The sequence below is a fragment of the Paenibacillus zeisoli genome (genome assembly GCF_003994465.1).
GTDB lineage: Bacteria > Bacillota > Bacilli > Paenibacillales > Paenibacillaceae > Fontibacillus > Fontibacillus zeisoli.
In genome coordinates, this window is the sequence record NZ_RZNX01000003.1 from 464,225 (window position 1) to 486,757 (window position 22,533).

The following is a 22,533-nucleotide window of genomic DNA, read 5'->3' on the forward strand; positions in this document are numbered from 1 at the left end:
ATTTTTTTGACATGCATCACGAGAATTGAATTACATTTCCTCACTATCGGAGATGACAACCCTTAAATGATAATGGTTTCATCGAATCGATAACAGAGAAGGGGAGATATCAATCGCTTCGACCTGCTAACTAATTCATTAGAAAGGAAGAATTTTTAATGAGATCGAACACATCAACACCACGAACCGAGGATCGAGTCCAGCGTGCCAGAACAGGACTTCGGCTCTACCTAGGCATCTTATTCATCATTAGTATTATCCTGAATATATTAGTAATCATGACTAAAAGCATCCCGCTTATCGTGGTGTACATGTTTACACCCGCACTGTCTTCCATTCTAGCGCGCATCCTACTGCGTGAGGGAATTAAAGACGTATCATTCAGTATTAACCATACGAAAATATGGAAAGGCATTGGATTAGCCCTGCTATTGCCTATGGTCATCTGTGGGATCACTTACTCCATTGCCTGGCTTAGCGGACTGGCTGTGTTTCAACTTCCTCAAGGGGGTACGTTAGAACCGGTCTATCATTTACTTGGACTGCAGTATCTACCGACACCGCTGCACTTCGTTTTAATAGTCGTTGTGACTGGAATCTTAGGAAGCATGATCAACTTGATCCCGGTTATGGGGGAAGAACTCGGCTGGAGAGGTTATATGCTCACACGGTTGGTCGAGGCCAAAGTTAAGCGCCCCATTCTTATTAGCGGATTAATCTGGGCAACGTGGCACGTTCTAATCGTGATTGTCGGTCTATACGCCGCAGGATCGTCTATCATTCTTTCCGTGCTTGGCATCTACCTATGTATCGTGCCATTCAGCTTTATTACCGCCCGTTTGCGATTAATCACAGGCAGCGTCTGGCCTTCAGTCATCATTCATGCCACATGGAATGCCACTATTCAAGGGCCTTTCACACGTGCAACTACAGGATATCAATCTGAGATTTGGATCGGAGAATCCGGCCTGATTACCGCTCTGATTATCTTGATTATTGCAATCATTACTTCCCGAGCAACGATGCGCGGGCATAAACCATTAAATAATTGATTTACCCCTCAATGAGATTGTTTACCTGGTCTAATGCTATATCGTCTACAGCACTTCTCTAAATAATGTTAAAAATCCTTTCGTCTACCAGCCGTCTGCAAATAGTCCAATAAACAGCAAAAAACCCGCTCACTGAGCGGGTTTTTGTAATGGAGGCGAGGGGAGTCGAACCCCTGTCCGAAGGCAACGCCACATAAGCTTCTACGGGTGTAGTCACAGTTTTGATGTCACCCGAGTATCGCCCTGTAACCGGCTATACGTTGGGTCAGCCTGATTGTCTTCTTCAGCACACCCCAGGCGGAGATGTGACAGCGTATCCCACTAAGAGTTAGCCCCTACATCCGGCACATGGGCGATGCAGGAGAGGAGCACGTGAGCAGGTTATTAAGCTGCTACAGCGTAGTTAGTTGTTTGTTTGCCGTTTAATTGGCTTTAGCGTTGATGAAGTGGACGCGTCCCCACTACCCGCTACCCATGCTCGATCTACCCCCGTCGAATCCATAAACGCCCCCTCAATAAGAAAAGGGTTTGCTTGGAATGAACCAACTCTGCTAAAGCAGCCTTAGACTCAATCCAAATGGATTAACGGATTAGCAAGCACAAGTGCTGTAATCCTGTGTTACATGAATTAGTATAGCATAACTTCATTCTGAATTGCTTATGGACTTGTTGGAAAAGCGTGCAGCTTCACCAAGCGAAGTCAAATCCCGGCAATTCATCCACCTGCTAAGGGGCTATTATGCCAGATTGTACAGCTGGAACTACGTTCTAGCTAACGTAATCTGATCCACAGAGAGTCCCAGAAACGGCGTGGCACAGGAGTCTTAACCTTTTGAAATCCCCTGTTCGGTACTGAGGCCCCGGACTCCAGACTAAAGCTAAAGCTCTTAACGAGCCACTTTCTGTCTCTCACGAAGAGCACGCTGGATATCGCGCTGAGCATCTTTCTTGGCAGCAGTATCACGCTTGTCGTACTGCTTCTTACCTTTACCAAGACCGATCAGAAGCTTCGCGTAACCGTTGCGGATATAGATCTTCAGCGGCACGATCGAGAAGCCTTCCTGCTTGGATAGACCTAACAGCTTATGAATCTGGGCTTTATGCATCAGCAGCTTACGTGTTCGCGTCGGGTCTGTTGGATTGCTCCGGTTGCCCTGCTCAAACGGACTGATATGCATGTTGTGAATGTGGATTTCACCGTTCCGAATGGTGGCAAAAGCATCCCCAATATTGACACGGGCATTCCGGATGGATTTGATCTCCGTTCCCGTCAGCACCATGCCTGCTTCAAACGTATCTTCGATGAAGTAGTCATGGGAAGCTTTTTTGTTCTGGGCCAGAACCTTCCCGTCACTTTTCTTACCCATGTTCTCACTCCTTCAAACGTACTAAGAATCCCTTAACGCTCCTGCGAAGCACAAGCCTGCTCTCTTGCAGAATACATACAGGTTAAATCATTGTATCAAATCTGCCAAGCCAAAATCAAGCCGCGATGTATCAGTGCAGGATTCCGCAGAATACTCTACTTATTTCACCAATGCCGCTCTCAAATTAACACCGTATTCCAAATATCCCTTCAAGCAAGTCAGCATATAGACCCAGCCCTCTTTGTTGTCTAACATTTGAGGGATCATATCTGGATCACTAACGTCAAAACCTTCTTCAATAATTTTAATAATACACTCACCATGATCAGTAGGATTCAGGGTAATCGTTACCGGGCGCCCTTTCCCATTGGTACCCCAATTAAATACAATCTTTCGATTCAACTCGATTTCCTTCACTACGATATCCGCCTGAGCATCATACTCATCATATCTCAAGGTGATCGCCGTACCCTGCTCCCAATCAGCAGAGCTGGAGGAGAACCAGAAGTTCCCGATCTTAGAAGAATCAACGAAGGCTTTAAACACCTCCTGAACAGGCTTGGATATTTTCATCTTTGTTAGATTGTTCATGCTCTACCTTCCCTTCTCTGCACTTAAGTTGTTGCTGCCCTAATAGTAGAAAAGCACTCATACTCGTCACCTAGTCATAAAATAACAAAACCGCCAGGGCTGGACAAGCAAACCCTGACGGTTAAAACTAGCTAAGCCTTATTACTTCTTCTTCCTCACAAAAGCGGCCGTTGCATTGTTCGCCTCACCTTTGCTCTTGCCGTTCTTCTTGCCCTTGCGCTTCTTGCGCCTAGGTGCGCCGCCCTCGCCCCCGGCCTCACTGCCGCCGGGGGTAAAGATCCCGCTCGCGGTCGTATGCTTGCGCCGCGAGCCGCCTTGGCCCGTCGCTCCCGCAGACGAGCCGCCGCTGTAGCCGCCCTTGCCCGAACCGAAGCCGAAGCTTCGGGCTGGGGCGGCGTTCGCGTCCGGGCCTACGCCGGACGCGCCACGCTTGCCCGGCTTCCCGCCTTGCGCGGAAGCCGAATCCCCGCCGCGGCGCTTGCCGCGCGCAGCGGTAACGCCCTCACCGGCTCCGAAGCCTTCGCCGGAGCCACCTTTGCCGCCGCGGCTCTTATCCTTGCCGCGGCCATTACCTCCGCGGCCGCCGAAGCCGCCGCCGCGGTCATCCCTGCCGCCGGCCTTGCCACCGCGGCCGCCGCCAAAGCCTTCACCGCGCGGTCTACCGCCCTCGCGGCGCGGCTTCATATCGACCATCTCGAAGTCGATGGTATGGTCGTCCATGTTGACCCGCACCACGCGGATTTTCACCTCATCACCGATGCGGTAGATCTTCGAGGTGCGCTCCCCGATCAGCGCCATATGCTGCTCGTGGAAGTTATAGTAATCATCCGTCATCGCGCTCAGGCGAATTAGACCTTCTACGGTGTTCTCAAGCTCAATGAACATGCCGAAGCTCGTCACACTGCTGATAATACCCGGGAACTCTTCGCCCACCTTGTCCAGCATGAACTCCGCCTTCTTCAGCGCCTCGGTATCCCGCTCGGCCTCAACTGCAACCCGCTCACGTTCGGAGGACTGCTGTGCAATGTCCTGCATCCGGCTGGCCAGATATTCCTGACGCGCTTGGGTAAGGGCTCCGCCGCCCTCTACCACTTCGCGGATAATCCGGTGGATGACAAGGTCAGGATACCGACGGATTGGCGAGGTGAAGTGGGAGTAGAACTCCGCAGCCAGACCAAAGTGCCCGGTGCTCTCGGAGTCATACTTCGCCTGCTTCATAGAGCGGAGCATCATCGTACTGATAACTGTCTGTTCCTTCGTCCCCTTAATGTCCTCCAGGAGAGTCTGGAGAGCACGTGGATGCACCGTATTCCCTTTACCCTTAACCGAGTATCCGAAATTCGAAATGAACGCCATGAAGTTCTGCAGCTTCTCCTGATCCGGGTCCTCATGAATCCGGTAGAGGAAAGGGACCTTCAGCCAGTGGAAATGCTCAGCAACCGTCTCATTTGCGGCAAGCATGAATTCCTCGATAATCTGCTCCGCAATCGAGCGTTCCCGCTTGACAATGTCTACCGCTTTACCGGTCTCGTCCACGATCACCTTGGATTCCTCGAAGTCGAAGTCCACAGCCCCGCGCCGGATCCGGTTCCCGCGCAGTCTCAGCGCGAGCTCCTGCATATCCTTGAAGTTCTGCACCAGATCGCTGTAGCGCTCCGTAACCTCAGGGTCTTCATTCTGCAAAATTTTGCGTACATTCGTGTAAGTCATCCGCTCTTTCGTGCGAATCACACTAGTGAAGATATCGTGCTTGACGACTCTCATCTGTTCGTTAAATTCCATCTCACACGAGAGTGTGAACCGGTCTACCTTCGGATTCAAGCTGCAGATTCCGTTAGACAGCCGGTGCGGAAGCATCGGAATCACACGATCCACCAAATAGACACTGCATCCCCGGTTATAGGCTTCCTGATCCAGCTTGGAATTCTCTCTCACATAATAGCCTACATCCGCGATATGAACACCTAATCGGAAATGTCCGTTAGGCAGCTTCTCCACGTTCACCGCATCATCCAGATCCTTCGCATCTTCCCCGTCAATCGTCACGATAATCTTATCGCGGAGGTCGCGTCGGTTCTGCTTGCGAATCTCTTCCTCTTCAATGACATCTGGCGCATCCAGCGCTTCTGCCAGCACTTCCTCAGGGAAGTTCTCCGGCAGCTGATGCTTGCGGATAATCGACAAAATATCCACGCCGGGGTCATCCTTGTGACCCAATATTTCTATAATCTCACCTTCGGCCGCCGAGCGTCCTTCCGGATAACGAACGATGCGAACTACAACCTTCTCTCCGTCCGCCGCCCCGTTGAACGAGCCTTTCGGAATGAAAATATCCTTATTAATCCGCTTATCATCCGCAATAACAAAACCGTATACTTCATTATTCTGAAACACACCAACGACTTGGGTTACCGCACGCTGAACAATACGGACAACCTCACCCTCGAGCTTGCCGCCTCCACTGCTCTTGGACGTTACCCGCCCAAGAACGATATCTCCATTCATCGCGCTCTTCAGATCATTGGCGTGAATATATACATCGGGATGTTCCCGGTTCTCTGGAATCAGAAAAGCGAACCCTTTGGCATGCACCTGAAGACGGCCGCGCAGCAGACTCATCCGCTCCGGTACACCATAGCGGTTGGTCTCGGTCAGGAGGATCTTCCCTTCTCCCTCGAGCTGATTCAGAAGCTTGAGGAACTCCTTGAAATCTGCAGCACTCTCTATGCCGAAATGCTTCTCCAGTTCCTGATAGGTCATGGGTTTATAGGCGGTCTCCCGCATAAAATTTAATAAATCTGATTCCGTTATCATCGTTTCACCTCGGGATGGCTTGTACACAAGCTGTCGTAATCTTCCTAAATTACCCTTCTTGTATATACCCTAGTATACACGAAATCAACCGACTGCATCCGTTTCCTGCAAAATCGGCCATTCTCCTTCACCGCGGAGGGTGAATATACTGTTAGATTACCCTGAACACATAAAAATACGCAAAAAAGCCCCCGTTTTCGTCAAAGAAAACGAGGACCTTATCATTGTCAGCAAATTAAGTAGTTCCTACTTAAGAACAACGGCAACGACGACTGACAAAATAAAGAATCCGGCAGCCATAACCACAGTCAAGCGTTCCAGAACCAGTTCCATACCGCGTGCCTTAGCTTTACCGAAAAGGTGCTCAGCGCCCCCGGAGATGGCACCGGAAAGACCCGCGCTCTTTCCCTTTTGCAAAAGAACAACTGTAATCAAACCGATGGAAAAAATAATGAGCAGCACTTTCAAAAAGATATCCATTCAATCCACCTCCTAAGCGTGATCACCATCTATGAGAATTGATTAATATGTACACATAAACAGCATTTATAGTTTACCATAGCTGATTGCCGAACACAACCACAGATCAGCAGCACACCTGCACTTTACTTCGCTGCTACATGTACATCAGGTTCCGTTGTAAGCTCCACATTTCCTGCTACCGCCCGTGAGATCATACAGGAGCCCTCAGCTGCTTCAGCCAGCCGGCGTGCTTTCTCTACTTCCTTCTCCCCGCTGCCAGCTTTCAGAATGATACGAGGCCTGTGAATGATCTTCTCATAGGTAAAAATGTTGTTCGTCACATCCACAATACCTTCAGAGGTCTGAGTCAGGCTTTCAGTATCAATCCCAGCCCGTTCCAGCATGGCAGCCAGGGTAATCAAGTAACAGGTGGCCGCTGCGCCAAGCAGCATTTCATCCGGGTTGGTTCCCACGCCCGGACCGCCCATGCCCTGTGGAATGGAGATCACCGTGTTCAGATTGCCTGCTTCAATTACGCCTTCACTATTCCGTCCACCATTCCAAATCCCTTTCAGTTGAAACGTATGCTTCATATGATCTCCTCCTCTAATGTCTGCTCTGGTTAAATGATCTATTTCGCTGTGAATCATGTCACCTCAAGCCCTGTGGTATTCCACTATAATAATATGGAAATTGTTAGTGTATTTCAGGAGGTGATTTAATGAGTAATTTCAAAGCAATTCCCTTAACAGAATCTAGACCCATGTCCAAGTTATCTGATCTGCCCAATATCGGTCAAGTACTTGAAGCCAAGCTAATCGCCAGCGGCATCAAGACTCCACTTCAGCTTATAGAACTAGGCAGCCGGGAAGCTTACGCCCGTATTCACGAGCAGGACAGCTCAGCCTGCCTTCATATGCTTTATGCTCTTGAGGGTGCAGTACAAGGCGTTCGATCGCACCAGCTGCCCAAGAGTACGCAGCGAGAGCTTATCCAGGAATTCAAGATACTTAACCAAATAACAGCATGCGCCATTACATAATAGTACAAAATTACACAGACAAAAGACCTCAGTCAGCCGGTATCGGCCCTGAGGTCTTTTGTGATATTCGGAAGTAAGAGGGTGTCTTACTTCTTATTTATTTTTTAAGTTGTAGAAAGATTTCAAGCCGTTGTATTGAGCAAGTTCACCCAATTGGTCTTCGATGCGTAGCAATTGGTTGTATTTCGCAATACGGTCAGTACGGGAAGGCGCACCTGTTTTGATTTGGCCGGCATTTGTAGCTACTGCGATATCCGCGATTGTGCTGTCTTCGGACTCACCGGAACGGTGGGAGATTACAGCTGTGTAGCCATTACGTTTTGCAAGCTCGATAGCGTCGAAAGTTTCAGTCAAAGTACCGATTTGGTTCACTTTGATCAGGATGGAGTTACCGATGTTCTCTTCGATACCTTTAGCCAGACGCTCAGTGTTCGTTACGAACAAGTCGTCACCAACCAATTGGATTTTGTCTCCCAGCTTCTGGGTAAGAAGTTTCCAACCTTCCCAGTCGTCTTCGGAGCAGCCATCTTCGATAGTGATGATTGGGTATTTATCAACCCAAGAAGCAAGAAGGTCTACGAACTCAGCGGAAGTGTAAGATTTGCCTTCGCCTTCAAGTTCATATTTACCGTTCTTGAAGAACTCAGTGGAAGCTACGTCCATACCCAGGAATACGTCAACACCTGGTTTGTAACCAGCTTTCTCGATGGCTTCGATGATTGTGGACAATGCTTCTTCGTTGGAAGAGAAGTTAGGAGCGAATCCGCCTTCGTCACCAACAGCTGTGCTCAGGCCTTTGCTGCCAAGAACAGACTTCAGGCTGTGGAAGATTTCAGCACCTGTACGAAGAGCTTCTTTGAAATTAGGAGCGCCTACTGGAAGAACCATGAACTCTTGTACGTCAACGTTGTTGTCCGCATGAGCACCACCATTAACGATGTTCATCATAGGAACTGGAAGCTGTTTAGCGTTGAATCCGCCAAGGTATACATACAGCGGCAGATCAAGAGCATCAGCAGCAGCACGAGCAACAGCCATGGATACAGCCAGGATTGCGTTCGCACCAAGCTTACCTTTGTTCTCAGTACCATCAAGGCTGATCATCAATTTGTCGATACCCAGTTGGTCCAAAGCGTCCATACCGATTACTTCTGGAGCGATGATTTCGTTCACGTTCTCAACAGCTTTCAGAACGCCTTTACCCAGGTAACGGGATTTGTCGCCATCGCGAAGCTCTACAGCTTCGTGAGCACCAGTGGATGCACCGGAAGGTACGATCGCACGGCCAATAGCGCCGGATTCAAGATATACTTCAACTTCTACAGTCGGGTTACCGCGGGAGTCAAGGACTTCGCGTGCATATACGTCAGAAATAATTGTCATGTTAAAGTCTCCTTTGTTATATGAATTATTTATTTGTTCTTACGGCTGGCAATCATGGATTGACCTGTCATCTCCGCAGGCTGCGGAAGACCCATCAGATCCAGAATTGTCGGAGCTACATCGGCAAGAATGCCGCTTTCACGCAGAATCACATCTTCCGAAGTCAAGATGAACGGAACCGGGTTAGTGGTGTGCGCGGTGAATGGACGCCCATTCTCATCATATACCATATCCGCATTGCCGTGGTCAGCAATAATAATAGTGACCCCGCCTTTGGCGAGTACAGCATCAACGACTTTGCCTACACACTCATCCGTAACTTCAACCGCTTTGATTGTCGGCTCTAGCATACCGGAGTGACCTACCATATCCGGGTTGGCAAAATTCAGGATAATGGCATCATGCTTATCCGATTCGATCTCCTTCACAGCAGCTTCTGCCACTTCATAAGCGCTCATTTCCGGCTTCAGGTCATAGGTAGCAACCTTAGGGGAATTGATTAGCACGCGAGTCTCGCCCTCAAGCTGAACATCGCGTCCACCGCTGAAGAAGAAGGTTACGTGCGGATACTTCTCCGTCTCAGCAATACGAAGCTGAGTCTTGCCTTGCTGTACAAGCACCTCGCCTAACGTATTATCCAGGTTCTTCGGTTCATAGGCTACATATCCGCCAACCGTTTCGCTGAATAGGGTCAGACATACAAAGTGCAGGCCGATCGGGAAGTTAGGTCCACGGTCGAAGCCTTGGAAATCCAGGTTCGTGAACACCTGGGACAGCTGAATTGCACGGTCAGGACGGAAGTTCAGGAAGACTACGGAGTCTCCGGATTCTACAAGTCCTACCGGGTTACCCGCGCCATCTACAATGACAGTAGGTTCTACGAATTCGTCAAACACGGACTTCTCATAAGATTCGGTTACCGCTTGAATCGGATCGGTGTACTTAGGGCCATCGCCATACACGATAGCGCGATAGGATTTCTCTACCCGCTCCCAGCGTTTGTCACGGTCCATGGCATAATAGCGGCCTTGAACCGTAGCGATTTTGCCTACGCCCACTTCTTCGATCTTGGCGACCAACTTCTGCAGGAATCCCTTCGCGCTGTCTGGAGCCACGTCGCGGCCATCCAGGAACGCATGGATATACACTTCATGCAAATCTTCCTTCTTGGCAAGATCCAGCATAGCGAACAAATGATCAATATGGCTGTGTACACCGCCGTCGGACAACAAACCGTACAAGTGAAGCTTCTTGCCGTTCGTCTTCGCGTATTGTACAGCTTCAACCAAGGTCTTATTCGTAAAGAAATCACCTTCACGGATCGACTTGTCGATACGGGTCAGATCCTGATATACGATCCGGCCTGCACCAATGTTGAGATGACCTACCTCAGAGTTCCCCATTTGCCCTTCAGGCAGACCCACAGCCTCACCGCAAGCAGTCAGCGTGGTGTTCGGGTACATCTTCAGGTATCTGTCATAATTCGGTTTGTTCGCCTGTGCAACCGCGTTGCCTTCATCTGTTCCGCGAAGACCGAATCCGTCCATGATGATCAGTGCTACAGGTCTGGGTGCTGACATCTTACTTTGCCCCCTCGACAAGTGCGATATAAGAAGCAGGCTGCAAGCTTGCACCGCCCACGAGCGCTCCGTCGATATCACTTTGTCCAAGATATTCCTTCACGTTCTCAGGCTTCACGCTGCCGCCGTATTGAATGCGCACTTTGGATGCAACAGACTCATCATACAGATCCGCAACAATAGAGCGAATGTAAGAAGTAACCTCATTCGCATCTTGGGAAGTAGAGGATTTACCTGTTCCGATAGCCCAGATTGGCTCGTATGCAATAACTACTTGAACTGCTTGCTCTGCACTAAGACCTTTAAGAGCTGCTTCGGTTTGTACTTTCACAACGTCTTTAGTCTGTCCTGCTTCACGTTCTTCAAGCTTCTCACCCACGCAAGGGATCGGAGTAATGCCGTGTTTGAATGCAGCATGGACTTTCTTGTTCACGATCTCATCGGTTTCACCGAAATAAGCGCGGCGCTCGGAATGACCGATAATTACGTAATCTACGCCTAGCTCTTTCAGCATTCCTCCGCTGATTTCGCCAGTGAAGGCTCCTTCATCTTCGAAATGAAGATTCTGGGCGCCGATCTTGATTGAAGTCCCTTTAGCGGCTTCCACCAAAGCCGGAAGGTTGGTGAAAGGTGCGCAGATTACGCTTTCCACACCTTCTACTTCTGCCTTACCTTTGATGTCTTCGAAGAAAGTTTTTGCTTCGGAAACGGTTTTGAACATTTTCCAGTTCCCTGCAATAATCGGTGTTCTCAAAAGGCTCACTCCTTTGTTGTACGGATCGAACTAAAGACCTTGTTCATACATTCGTTTCTTTAGTTCAATCCATATTGTATTACCTATTACTTATCGTTCAATGCTTCTACACCTGGGAGCTTCTTACCTTCCATGAATTCAAGGGAAGCGCCGCCACCAGTAGAGATATGATCCATTTTGTCAGCCAGGTGGAACTTCTCAGCTGCTGCTGCGGAATCGCCACCACCAATGATCGTGTAGCCTTCTGTAGCCGCACATGCTTCAGCCACTTCACGTGTACCATGGGAGAATGGCTCGATTTCGAACACGCCCATGGGTCCGTTCCACACTACCAGCTTGGATTTCTTGATTACGTCAGCATAAAGCTCACGAGTCTTCGGTCCAATGTCAATGCCTTCCCAGTCAGCAGGAATACCATCGATGCTAACGATGTCCGTGTTGGCATCTGCACTGAAGTCATCAGAGATCACAATGTCCACTGGAAGCATGAAGTTCTTGCCCAGCTTCTTCGCTTTCTCAATGAAACCAAGAGCTACATCAAGTTTATCTTTATCAAGAAGGGATTGTCCAATTTCATAACCTTGTGCCTTGAAGAAGGTGTAGGTCAACCCGCCACCGATCAATACATTGTCGGCAATATTTAGAAGGTTGTCGATAACATCGATCTTATCCTTAACCTTAGATCCGCCGATGATGGCAGTGAAAGGACGCTCTGGATTGGAAAGGGCTTTGCCCAGTACAGACAATTCTTTCTCCATCAGAAGACCGGATACTGCTGGGATTAGATGCGCGATACCTTCAGTGGAAGCATGTGCACGGTGAGCCGCGCCAAATGCATCGTTCACGAACAGGTCTGCCAGCTCAGCGAACTGTTTGGCCAGTTCAGGATCGTTCTTTTCCTCACCTGGGTAAAAACGAACGTTCTCAAGTACAAGCACATCGCCATTATTCAAAGCATCCACTTTGGCTTTAACGGCTTCACCTACAGCTTCGTCAGCTTTAGCTACCGGTTTGCCAAGCAGCTCGGACAAACGCTCTGCAGCTGGAGTAAGGCGAAGGGCATCCACAAACTCACCCTTTGGACGGCCCAGGTGGCTCGCCAGAATTACTTTAGCTCCGTTCTCGATCAGAAACTTAATCGTCGGAAGAGTCTCCCGAATACGAGTATCATCTGTGATCTTGCCGTTCTCGAGCGGCACATTGAAATCTACACGCACAAACACGCGTTTTCCGGTTACTTCTACGTCACGTACACTTTTCTTGGTCATCTCCATGTTCCTCCTAAATGTTCTTAGCTGGATATCCACTCAATCACTGGGTATATGTGTCTCTTAAGCAGGTGTTTGTCTCTATATATTTATCTAAAATCGTAATAAGTATAGGATAAATTAGCATGAACCAAAGAGGAGTCCTTAGGTTCAGGTTGCTCCTCTTTGGAATTACATTTGAGTTGTGCGGATATTATTGAGCTTTCTTGGCAAAGAACTCCAAAGTACGAACCAATTGAGCAGTGTAGGACATTTCGTTGTCATACCAAGCTACAGTTTTAACGAGCTGCTTGTCGCCAACAGTCATAACTTTAGTCTGTGTAGCATCGAACAGGGAACCGTAAGTGATACCTACGATATCGGAAGATACGATTTCATCTTCAGTGTAGCCATAAGTTTCTGGATCGGAAGCGGCTTTCATAGCTGCGTTAACTTCGTCTACAGTTACTTTTTTGTCAAGAACAGTTACAAGCTCAGTCAAAGAACCAGTTGCAACTGGAACACGTTGAGCTGCACCGTCAAGTTTGCCTTGCAGATCAGGAATAACCAGACCGATAGCTTTAGCAGCACCAGTTGTGTTAGGAATGATGTTCTCAGCAGCTGCACGAGCGCGTCTGAAGTCGCCTTTAGCATGCGGAGCATCCAAAGTGTTCTGGTCGCCAGTGTAAGCATGAATAGTAGTCATCAAGCCTTCAACGATACCGAACTTGTCGTTCAAAGTTTTAGCCATAGGAGCCAAGCAGTTCGTTGTGCAAGATGCACCGGAAATTACAGTTTCGGAACCATCAAGAGTTTCGTGGTTAACGTTGTATACGATAGTCTTCATGTCGCCTGTAGCTGGAGCGGAGATAACTACTTTCTTAGCGCCGCCTTTAAGGTGAAGTTCTGCTTTCTCTTTAGCAGTGAAGAAACCAGTACATTCAAGAACGATGTCAACGCCAAGCTCGCCCCATGGCAATTCTTCAGGGTTACGGTTAGCAAGAACTTTAACTTCTTTGCCGTTAACTTTGAAGAAACCGTCATGAACTTCAACATCGCCGTTGAATCTGCCTTGAGTTGTATCATATTTCAACAAATGAGCCAACATTTTAGCATCTGTAAGGTCATTGATTGCAACTACTTCAATACCTTCCACGTTCTGAATACGACGGAAAGCAAGACGTCCGATACGACCAAATCCATTAATACCAACTTTTACACTCATTGAATAGTTCCTCCCAAAATTTCGTTTTTTATTTATTCAAGACGGTAATTAACCGCCATGAGTAACACATATTAGTCTTCACTATTAAGTAATCAGGCCTTCTTCTCCTGTTCCAGTAAAGCAACAATTTCATTCGCTGCTGCCTCGTCTGTCACCAGAATATCCTCATGACCGAACCGCAGCACGGCATGAATGGCCTTCGCTTTGCTCTTGCCACCTGCGACTCCGATTACCACTTCAGTAGAAATGATATCTTCAAGCCTCAGTCCAAGCGTCAGCATTTTGTGTACAACCTTGCCTTCTTGATCAAAATAGTAGCCAAATGATTCAGCTAGCGCCCCCTCATTCCTAAGCTCCTGGAGCATAGCGGGGTCCAGCTTGCGCCGATGTGCCATTTCCATAGCATCTCCGATGCCATGTACGACAATCCTTGCTTTACGAATCAAGGTTACAATTTCTTGGGTATTTGGATCATTTACAAGAGAGTGATAAGCCTCTTCACCAAGCAGATCAGGTACATGCAGCAGCCTGTAACCGGCACCCACACGCTTCGCCATTCCAGAAGCAATGGTATTGGCTTGGATCTCTAGGCTTTCGCCGAGTCCTCCCCGTGCAGGTACGAACCAGCTGTCCTTAAGGGGCGCATTCACCGGCATCGTCAGCTTCTCCGCAATCGAAGCGAGTGTAGTTCCGCCTGTAACGGCAACAACATCCCTCTCTTCCATTACGCTAAGGAGCGCTTTAGCTCCGGCACGCCCAAGCTCCTGCTTGGTATCTGAAGATACGTCCCAATCTCCCGGCACAACAATAACTTTGCGGAGACCGTAGCCCTTGCGGATTCTCTCCTCCAAAGCAGCCAGACCAAGCAGCTCTTTGACAAGTGGCTCCAAAAGTTCAAGGAGGCGTATGCCCGATTCGCTGATTGTCATGCCCATATTCTCAATTTCAATCAGCCCTTGCGCTTTCAAAAGGTCTGTCTCAGCACGCAGCACACGTTCAGTCATATCCAAAGATGCGGCCAAGGTTCTGCGCCCAATCACTCCAGCAAGCTTGATCTGATGAAGAATGGTATATCTTTTCTTGAGAATATCCATGAGATCAGGCAAAAGCTGCTTTTGGATTTCCAATATGTTTCGCATGCTTTCACTCCTGGTTGACTTTCATCTATCTCATCTTCATCAAACTTTGTTGGCCTTAAAACGTCCCGGGTTAACTTTTTAAGTCCCACTTACATTCTACCTAATTCTACCTCAGGTTGCAAGTCTGACTAACGTATATTTTGCCATGCTTGTCCTCTTTATTCAAAAATCCGTGTGCTCGTTAAGAAAGACGGAAGAATTAGCGTACGGCGCATTCAAATAGTATCCAGATTCTATTATAATAAGGAATTGTTATGATAAGTTAAGCTTGCAATTTAACATGGGATAACATATAATCATTTTTGCTACTCTGATTATGCGCCCGTGGTCCAATGGATATGACGTAGGCCTCCGAAGCCTGAGATCGAGGTTCAATTCCTCGCGGGCGCGCCATTTTTGCCAGCACCTAATATAGCTTTAACCAAAGCCGCACTAAAGTGGGCCTTTTTTTTATAATTAGTTTGACTTTCTTTGACTTTATGTTTGAAATTGTTTATGATGTGGTTATTATGGATAGAACTAACAGCGGTATAGCTGATCTTATTAGTTCATTCATAGTAAGAAACGTTTCCCGGACACCTTTCTTACATAAGTCAAGATGGCTTGTCCTCCCCTGATTTGACTTCAGGATTTTGGTCAATGATGTAAGGGACGGAATTATGTTTCTGATTATTGTGTCACACACACATTTAAGGAGGGTTTTCTAATGAGTTATATCCCTATGGTTGTCGAACAAAGCAATCGCGGTGAGCGTGCTTATGACATCTACTCGAGACTTCTTAAAGACCGTATTATTTTCCTCGGCACTCAGGTAAATGACGTGGTTGCCAACTCCATTATTGCGCAGATGCTGTTCCTTGATGCCGAAGACCCGGGTAAAGATATTCACTTATACATCAACAGCCCAGGCGGATCGATTACTGCCGGTATGGCCATTTATGATACCATGCAATTTATCAAATCCGATGTATCTACCATCTGTGTAGGTATGGCGGCTTCGATGGGTGCATTCCTGCTGAATGCGGGAGAGAAAGGCAAGCGTTTTGCGCTTCCTAACAGTGAAATTATGATCCACCAGCCGCTGGGTGGAGCAGAAGGGCAAGCAACGGATATTGAAATCCGTGCCCGCCGTATTCTCAAGATGCGCGATTCCCTGAATAAGATTCTGGCTGAACGCACAGGACAGCCGCTGGAACGTATCGAGAAAGATACTGACCGCGACTATTTCATGACCGCCGCTGAAGCCAAGGATTACGGCATTGTCGATAAGGTTATCGAGAAGACCGGCCCTCAAGGCGTCTAAGACTTCTGAAATTAGCAAGCCCCTGCTTCGCAGTTTAGCGAAGCAGGGGCTTTTTTATTACCATCTGATTATTTATTTAAATGGATTCGCACCTTTAGGCAGCAGTTGATCAAACCCATAATCATACTCCATCGTACCCGCAGCATAAGCCGTGTATTCATAAGGTAGGAAGTAGATGGTCAGAGTGTTCGGCTTTATATAGAAGTTCCGGTCCGAAGTCAGACCGTTGAACCCGCCGAGATAACCCGGATTCGCCTTCAGCTTCTTGGCCAGATCGGCATTTAGCTGCTTTTTGTAGCCGGGATTGCTTTTTAACAGATCACTAAGTCCAAGCTCCTTGCCATCTTTCAGCGAGAAGGTGTGGCCTTCCGTTAAAGTAAAGCCATGCGCCCCGCCTGTATAAGAGCTTTGAGCCAGAACCAGACTCAGGACGCCTTTCTCGTTAAAAGTAACTACATAGGTACTGTCATACTCATACTCGCGGTCCTGGGCGGAACGATCCTTCAGGTCCTTTTCTGCTTGGGCAACGAACCGGTCCATCGAGGCTTGAAGAGCCGCATTGATTGATTTCTGAGCCGCCTCGTTAGCTAGGCCGCTAACCTGAGGATAGATTAGCTTGGTTGAAGCTCCCTTAAAGGTCTTGTCTAGACTAACATTCTTTATTGTGACTGCATTCTCTGTGCGCGGACCTATGGACAGCTGTTTGGCTTTGGCATCCCAGTTGGATTGGTATCCAAGGTAGTCATTAAGTAATTTATATGGGACATAGATATGGCCCTTGATCAATTTCCCACGATAACCCTCACTTAGATAATATCCGTTAACGTTTGGATCAACCCCATACTTGGAGACTGCCAGATTCAGCTTCCGGTATCCGTCTCCCAGGCTGTAAATGTGCGAAGCCGCATCATAAGAAAGTTTAATTCCTACGACGTCACGGAGAAAAGTTACCGGAACATATACACGCCCGCTGCTAAGAATTCCATGCTGCGATGACAAAGCACCCTTCCATTTCAAACCCACCTGTACCTGCGCTGCTTCAGCCTTCTTGGCCACCAAGCTGGAATTTGCCGCATATCCGGTTCCAGCAGGAAGCGCTGCTCCTCCTATTAAGAGGGCTCCCGCCAGGAGACCAGCACTCCATTTCGTACTACGATTCATATTAATGCTCCTTTCAGAATTATATAAATTGAACAATTGATCTACACACCATTCAGCCGTATCAAATTCTTCCGATTTTGCTGCCACTACAGCTTATATAAGTATACTTGGGAATATTACCCTTATTATTATAGTTAAACTTGGTAACCAGAAGGTAACAATGCCCATTACACTTTCTTTTCTTTCCAGCGCAGCCTGTAACATTTTCTTAAACAGTATGTAATTTTTCAAGCACCTTCATAAATGAAGACAGCAGAAAAGGCATCTTCTACCTTATACACGGTTTAGGATGCCCTTTAAGGACGTTAATTCCCAATCTCTATAGCAGCCCGTACCCCAATCGGTTCAGCTGCTCTGCGATTACGCGGTAGCCTCTGCCATTAGGATGAACCTGGTCGAGGGAGAGGAGTTCACGACCACGCTCTGCAAAAGCTGGAAAAATATCAGCGAACCCATATACCCCGTTCGAATATTGGGCAGCATAGCGGTTAAATGAATACACCCATGCGTTCGCTTCCCTAATCTGAGGGTAAGGGTTGTAGAGGCCAACTACCCTCACAATATAAGGGCTCCGGCTGCTTCCTTTGATGTCGTAGATCGAACGCACAATACTTCCAAAGTTGGACTTGCAGACGGTGAGCGACTGATTCAGGATTTGGGCTTCCCCACTAGGATTCCTCCTAATCTCTTTGGCCGCATGAATCAGGTCATTTCCTCCAATCGACAGCGTAATTAAATCCGCTTCCCTAATCGACTGCCGAAAGATCGAGTTGTATCTTAGCCGCTGTTCAAGTCCCTCGGAGTCAAGTCCATTAACACCCAGATTGTGCAGATAAATTGGTGCTCTAAGCCGGTCCTCCGCCATTCTACGGTAGGCAGGAACAAAGCCATTTCCCGGCAAAGCCCCAAATCCCGTCGTCAAGGAATCTCCTATCGCCGTATATATATAACTCACCCGAATCCCCTCCAATAGATATGGTTCATCTTATGTACCCAGGCTGCGGCGGGCAACGGGGAGGTGTCCATCGGTTACATTCGCGGACACAGGTAAGAGCTCTCGCTTTCTCATCTAAATGAAGTTAGATTAGTTCCTCGTTTCAATATAGGAAACTACATTGGTAAACTGCGCACTGCGCAATCGAATGTTCTTCCAACCGCTATTGTTCGGGGATTCCTTGAATGGAGTCTAATAAGGCGGGAATCCCCGAACAAAGGCGGCCGCTGGCGCTTCTCCAGAATCATTCGACCTGCTCCGTTTGGGTTTACCTTTCAAATTCAAACAAAAGAAACCTCGCTTGTTAAAATGGAAGTAGCCTCAACCAATTTCAAATAAAGCGAAGCTTCTTTATGTGCCATAAAATAAGAATGACCAACTATCCTTGCCAGTATGACTTGCAGGACGACATCCCCCGAATTCACCTGCCCGCATCATCAATACCGCGTTAACCGTTATGCTGCTGGAAACGAATATGACGAGGAATCAATGGGCAAGCCGCTTGAAGAAGGCGGCACTGGACAGAAAACAAGAAATGGCGCCACGGATATGAAATCCATGACGCCATTAATGCTGTATAGAGAATCCTGTTTATTTGCTATTCACGGCCGCTCTTGAGTTCTGTCCAGTAACGGTCATACACCTGAAGGGTATCTCCTACATCCTTCAGCCATTCCGTAAGCTTCATTTCACCCTCGGACAGGTTAATCATTTTGTCATTTCTGTATGCCTCGCTGTGGAATTCCATAGCCTTCGTGTTCGGATCACTATAGCCGATCGACTCGTAGTTCTTCGCACTGACTTTCGGATCCATCATATAGTTGATGAACTTCTCAGCCAGCTCCTGATTCTTGGAGTCCTTGGGAATCGCATAGTTATCGGCGAAGATGGTCCCGCCTTCCTTAGGAACCACATAAGCAATATCCTTGTTCTCCTTCGCTACAAAGGAAGCGTCCCCGGACCACATGGTTCCGATCCAGCCTTCTTCCTGGATCATCTTCTGCTTGATGGTGTCGGTATCGAAGGCAAGCACGCTTGGCAGCAGCTTCTTCAGGTCATCTACTGCGGTCTTAATCTGAGTCTCGTCAGTGGAGCTGTTGGACCAACCGTTCTTTTTGAGAGACATTCCGATCACTTCACGATTATCATCCAGCAGTAGGACCTTCCCTTTATATTTAGGGTTCCATAGATCCGCCCAGCTGGTGATCGGCTCCGTCACATATTTCTTGTTGTAAGCAATGCCGGTAACTCCGGACATATAAGCAATTGAATACTTATTACCCGGATCAAAAGGAGGGTTCTTCAGCGTCTCGGTAAGGTTCGCAAAATTCGGAATATTCGCCATATTCAGCGGTGCAAGCAGATTCTCCTTAATCATGGTGGCAACCATGTAATCTGACGGCTGAATCAGGTCATACCCGCCTCCGCCTGCCTTGATCTTGGCCAGCAGGTCTTCATTATTGGCAAAGTTATCATAGTTAATCTTCACATTGTATTTGTCTTCGAAATCCTTAAGCACCTGAGGGTCGAAGTTATCGGCCCAGCTGTAAATGTTCAGCGTTTCCTTCTTGGAACCGCAGCCGGACAGCGATAATACGACAAGCATCGCGGTCAGCAGCAGCGTTACCAGCTTTAATTTTTTATTCAATTCATAATCTCCTCTCTCGTTCACTTCGCAGTTCATTTAGAATGGCAGCATCTTCTGCTTCTTCTGCCCTTTGCCTCTGTTCAGCATATACTGGGCGAGGAAGATCAGTGTTACACTGACCAAAATTAATATCGTACACAGCGCGTTAATTTCCGGGGAAATACCTCTCTTCACTTGTCCATATATATAAATAGGCAGCGTTGTCGAGCTTGGCCCGGATACGAAGAAGCTGACCATGAAATCATCCAATGACATCGTAAAAGCGATCAAGGCACCGGAGATAATACCCGGTGTAATCTGAGGCAAAGTCACGTGGCGGAATGTCTGCCATGGACTTGCTCCAAGGTCCTGCGCCGCCTCTTCCAACTGCTTGCCCATTCCGGCCAGCCGTGAGGACACAACAACATATACATACGACATACTGAAAGTAATATGAGCAATTATAATGGTTGTTTTACCCGTTTCGACACCAAGCAGTCTGAACAAGACAAGCAGGGATAGACCCATGATGATATCGGGAATTACGATCGGTAAATACATTAATCCGTTCATGCTAAGCTTCAGCCTCCGGGTTACTTTCCGAACAGCAATGGCTGCCAATGTCCCAAGCAGTGTAGCTGCAAGGGTAGATATAACGGCTACGATCAAGCTGTTCTCCAGAGCGTCCATGACATGGTCGTTGTCGAATAACGATACGTACCAGTCCAGCGTGAAGCCCCGCCACTCTGCAGACAAGCGGGAATCATTGAAGGAGAACAGAATGATGAACAGAATAGGCACATAGATAAAAATGATCATTAGCAGAGAATGCAGCCCAAGCCACGGGCTCCGCCTGGTTCTCATACCCGTCCCTCCTTCACTGTCTCATATCTGGAGGTCATAGCCTTATTAAAGAGAGCAATCAGAATAAATGACGTTATAACAAAAATGACGGACAACGCAGCCCCAAACGGCCAATTGCGCGCCCCCAGGAACTGAGTCTGAATAATGTTGCTGATCATGGACGACTTGGCACCGCCCAGAATATCCGTCACCACAAACATCCCTGTCGTCGAGACATAGACCAGCACTGCGCCTGTCGTAATACCTGACTTGGTCTGGGGCAGAGTAATATGCCAGAAGGACCGCCAAGGCGATGCACCCAGATCACTCGCCGCCTCCAGCAAACGCCGATCCATCTGTTCAATAGCCACATAGATAGGCAGCACCATGAAAGGAATGAAGGTATAGACCATACCCAGCAGAACCGCACCTTTGGTATACAGCATCTGCATCGGCTCCGAGATCCACCCCAGATTCATGAACAAGCTGTTAACAACCCCCTGCGTCCGCAGCAGGAGTACCCAGGCATAGGTTCGGATCAGGAAGTTAATCCAGAAGGGGATGGTGATCAGCGCAAGTCCCCAGGTCTGCCTTCTCGGCCCCGATCTGGCAATATAATATGCCAGGGGGTAACTGAGCAGCAGGCAAATAACGGTGGTCGCTACGGATAACACAATCGTGTCCCAATAGATACCGAGATACAGGGAGTCGAAAAATATTTTGTAGGCGTCCAAGGAAAAGGTATAGATTAGATTGCCATCCGTATCCCGCTGCATAAAAGAAATGCCAACCACAATGAGCATAGGAACAACCAGAAAGAGGCTTAACCACAGCATTACAGGAATTAAAGCGAAGCCTGACTTCTTCATGCGCCGATGTTCACCTCGTCCTGAGAACCCCAGTTCACCCCAAGCTTCTCACCGATCTCCCATGGCCGCTCGTCCGTAAAGTCCAGTGCGATCGTCACGGTCATCGGTTCGCCATCCAGCTGGACCACAAGCTTATGAATGCTGCCCAGATACAGCACATCCTGAACAACCCCAGTCCGCTTCGCTGCATCGGTATCCCGGGTTGCCTTTAATTTCTCAGGGCGAACGGCGAACAGCCGCCCATCTTGAGAGAAGATGTTGTTCTCTCCCACGAAGGTTGCGGCAAACAAGGTAGCAGGCGTGGCATAAATTTCCCTTGGAGTTCCAATCTGTTCTACTTGCCCATTATTCATAATAACGATCCGGTCAGAGAGCATCATCGCCTCTTCCTGATCGTGTGTGACGTATACGAAGGTAATGCCCAGGCTCCGCTGAAGCTGCTTCAGCTCAGATTGGAGATTCTTGCGCAGCTGAAGATCAAGCGCTCCCAGCGGCTCATCCAGCAGCAGCACCTTGGGCTTGTTCGCAATCGCCCGCGCGATGGCAACCCGCTGCTGCTGGCCTCCGGACAGCTGGTGCGGGTAACGCTTAACCAGCGGGGTAAGCTGGGTCATCGCTACTGCTTCTTCAATCCGCTGCTTGATCTCGGCCTGTGGCAGTTTTTTCATCTTCAGCCCAAAGGCAATGTTATCCTCCACGGTCATATGAGGGAACAGCGCATAGTGCTGGAATACGAGATTGAGGTCCCGGCGGTTCGGTGGAAGTGCGGTCAAATCTGCACCATCCAGAACAATCTGCCCCTCCGTAGGCTGCTCAAAGCCTGCTATCATGCGCAAAATCGTGGTCTTCCCGCAACCGCTAGGCCCAAGTAAAGTCAGGAATTCACCCTCCTTAATCGTCAGGTTCAGCGGATGCACAACCATCTGTCCTGCGAAGTTCTTCTGGACATCTACAAGCTCAATCATGTGCATCAACTCCTTCGTCATCAGTATTTATGTATCGGTCATCACTTAATAGCTTCTACAATCTGAAAAAAAAGCCATATCCCAAGGGACGGCTCCTATAAATCTATCATTTTTG

At 48.2% G+C, this 22,533-nt stretch carries 20 protein-coding genes, 1 tRNA gene and 1 other RNA gene; 4 read left to right on the forward strand and 18 right to left on the reverse strand.

What is annotated here, in order from left to right; genetic code table 11:
• Positions 1 to 158 precede the first annotated feature (158 nt).
• The gene (locus EJP77_RS11075) at positions 159 to 1,052 is read left to right on the forward strand and encodes a type II CAAX endopeptidase family protein (protein ID WP_127199289.1); all 894 of its coding nucleotides are present in this window, start codon (positions 159 to 161) and stop codon (positions 1,050 to 1,052) included.
• 147 nt (positions 1,053 to 1,199) lie between these two features.
• On the opposite strand, the gene ssrA is transcribed toward EJP77_RS11075, so the two are convergent.
• From ssrA to EJP77_RS11105, 6 genes are all read right to left on the reverse strand, one after another.
• Positions 1,200 to 1,564, reverse strand: a transfer-messenger RNA (tmRNA) gene (ssrA, locus tag EJP77_RS11080).
• Positions 1,565 to 1,939: 375 nt separating this feature from the next.
• A complete protein-coding gene (smpB, locus tag EJP77_RS11085) occupies positions 1,940 to 2,419 on the reverse strand; it encodes an SsrA-binding protein SmpB (RefSeq protein WP_127199290.1) in 480 nt (159 codons plus the stop codon).
• A 159-nt stretch (positions 2,420 to 2,578) separates the two neighbouring features.
• Positions 2,579 to 3,010 carry an SRPBCC family protein gene (locus EJP77_RS11090; RefSeq protein ID WP_127199291.1) on the reverse strand — a complete coding sequence of 144 codons (432 nt, stop codon included), beginning with the start codon at positions 3,008 to 3,010 and terminating at the stop codon, positions 2,579 to 2,581.
• Positions 3,011 to 3,151: 141 nt separating this feature from the next.
• On the reverse strand, positions 3,152 to 5,824 hold the full coding sequence (gene rnr, locus EJP77_RS11095; protein ID WP_127199292.1) for a ribonuclease R: 2,673 nt from the start codon (positions 5,822 to 5,824) through the stop codon (positions 3,152 to 3,154).
• Positions 5,825 to 6,070: 246 nt separating this feature from the next.
• Positions 6,071 to 6,304: a preprotein translocase subunit SecG gene (gene secG, locus EJP77_RS11100; protein ID WP_127199293.1), complete on the reverse strand. Its 234-nt coding sequence runs from the start codon at positions 6,302 to 6,304 to the stop codon at positions 6,071 to 6,073.
• Positions 6,305 to 6,429: 125 nt separating this feature from the next.
• Complete coding sequence (locus tag EJP77_RS11105; protein WP_127199294.1) at positions 6,430 to 6,879, reverse strand: OsmC family protein; 450 nt, start codon at positions 6,877 to 6,879, stop codon at positions 6,430 to 6,432.
• A 170-nt stretch (positions 6,880 to 7,049) separates the two neighbouring features.
• Between EJP77_RS11105 and EJP77_RS11110 the strand changes: the two genes are divergently transcribed.
• Positions 7,050 to 7,328: a TfoX/Sxy family protein gene (locus EJP77_RS11110; protein ID WP_127199375.1), complete on the forward strand. Its 279-nt coding sequence runs from the start codon at positions 7,050 to 7,052 to the stop codon at positions 7,326 to 7,328.
• Positions 7,329 to 7,421: 93 nt separating this feature from the next.
• Here EJP77_RS11110 and eno read toward each other — a convergent pair whose 3' ends face one another.
• The 6 genes from eno to EJP77_RS11140 form a co-directional block, all read right to left on the reverse strand.
• Complete coding sequence (eno, locus tag EJP77_RS11115) at positions 7,422 to 8,711, reverse strand: phosphopyruvate hydratase (RefSeq protein ID WP_127199295.1); 1,290 nt, start codon at positions 8,709 to 8,711, stop codon at positions 7,422 to 7,424.
• Between the two features lie 29 nt (positions 8,712 to 8,740).
• Entirely contained in the window at positions 8,741 to 10,291 is a 1,551-nt protein-coding gene (gene gpmI, locus EJP77_RS11120) for a 2,3-bisphosphoglycerate-independent phosphoglycerate mutase (protein WP_127199296.1), read from the reverse strand.
• 1 nt (position 10,292) lies between these two features.
• Entirely contained in the window at positions 10,293 to 11,045 is a 753-nt protein-coding gene (tpiA, locus tag EJP77_RS11125; protein WP_127199297.1) for a triose-phosphate isomerase, read from the reverse strand.
• Between the two features lie 86 nt (positions 11,046 to 11,131).
• Positions 11,132 to 12,313, reverse strand: coding sequence for a phosphoglycerate kinase (locus tag EJP77_RS11130; RefSeq protein WP_127199298.1), 1,182 nt, complete (start codon positions 12,311 to 12,313; stop codon positions 11,132 to 11,134).
• A 193-nt stretch (positions 12,314 to 12,506) separates the two neighbouring features.
• Positions 12,507 to 13,517 carry a type I glyceraldehyde-3-phosphate dehydrogenase gene (gene gap / locus EJP77_RS11135; RefSeq protein ID WP_127199299.1) on the reverse strand — a complete coding sequence of 337 codons (1,011 nt, stop codon included), beginning with the start codon at positions 13,515 to 13,517 and terminating at the stop codon, positions 12,507 to 12,509.
• 92 nt (positions 13,518 to 13,609) lie between these two features.
• Positions 13,610 to 14,656: a sugar-binding transcriptional regulator gene (locus EJP77_RS11140; protein WP_127199300.1), complete on the reverse strand. Its 1,047-nt coding sequence runs from the start codon at positions 14,654 to 14,656 to the stop codon at positions 13,610 to 13,612.
• Between the two features lie 318 nt (positions 14,657 to 14,974).
• Here EJP77_RS11140 and EJP77_RS11145 point away from each other — a divergent pair.
• A tRNA-Arg gene (locus tag EJP77_RS11145) sits at positions 14,975 to 15,049 on the forward strand.
• A 313-nt stretch (positions 15,050 to 15,362) separates the two neighbouring features.
• Positions 15,363 to 15,959 carry an ATP-dependent Clp endopeptidase proteolytic subunit ClpP gene (gene clpP / locus EJP77_RS11150; RefSeq protein ID WP_127199301.1) on the forward strand — a complete coding sequence of 199 codons (597 nt, stop codon included), beginning with the start codon at positions 15,363 to 15,365 and terminating at the stop codon, positions 15,957 to 15,959.
• A gap of 72 nt (positions 15,960 to 16,031) precedes the next feature.
• Here clpP and EJP77_RS11155 read toward each other — a convergent pair whose 3' ends face one another.
• From EJP77_RS11155 to EJP77_RS11180, 6 genes are all read right to left on the reverse strand, one after another.
• The gene (locus tag EJP77_RS11155) at positions 16,032 to 17,120 is read right to left on the reverse strand and encodes a PdaC/SigV domain-containing protein (RefSeq protein WP_127199302.1); all 1,089 of its coding nucleotides are present in this window, start codon (positions 17,118 to 17,120) and stop codon (positions 16,032 to 16,034) included.
• 319 nt (positions 17,121 to 17,439) lie between these two features.
• Positions 17,440 to 18,075 (reverse strand): GDSL-type esterase/lipase family protein, encoded by a 636-nt coding sequence (locus tag EJP77_RS11160; protein ID WP_127199303.1) that lies wholly within the window; start codon positions 18,073 to 18,075, stop codon positions 17,440 to 17,442.
• 637 nt (positions 18,076 to 18,712) lie between these two features.
• Positions 18,713 to 19,720 (reverse strand): polyamine ABC transporter substrate-binding protein, encoded by a 1,008-nt coding sequence (locus EJP77_RS11165; protein ID WP_127199376.1) that lies wholly within the window; start codon positions 19,718 to 19,720, stop codon positions 18,713 to 18,715.
• A gap of 78 nt (positions 19,721 to 19,798) precedes the next feature.
• Positions 19,799 to 20,605 carry an ABC transporter permease gene (locus EJP77_RS11170; RefSeq protein ID WP_127199304.1) on the reverse strand — a complete coding sequence of 269 codons (807 nt, stop codon included), beginning with the start codon at positions 20,603 to 20,605 and terminating at the stop codon, positions 19,799 to 19,801.
• Positions 20,602 to 21,453 (reverse strand): ABC transporter permease, encoded by an 852-nt coding sequence (locus tag EJP77_RS11175; RefSeq protein ID WP_127199305.1) that lies wholly within the window; start codon positions 21,451 to 21,453, stop codon positions 20,602 to 20,604. Before EJP77_RS11175 ends, EJP77_RS11170 begins: the two co-directional genes overlap by 4 nt.
• Positions 21,450 to 22,424, reverse strand: a complete 975-nt coding sequence (locus EJP77_RS11180) for an ABC transporter ATP-binding protein (RefSeq protein WP_281278486.1) — start codon at positions 22,422 to 22,424, stop codon at positions 21,450 to 21,452. Before EJP77_RS11180 ends, EJP77_RS11175 begins: the two co-directional genes overlap by 4 nt.
• Positions 22,425 to 22,533: the final 109 nt, after the last annotated feature.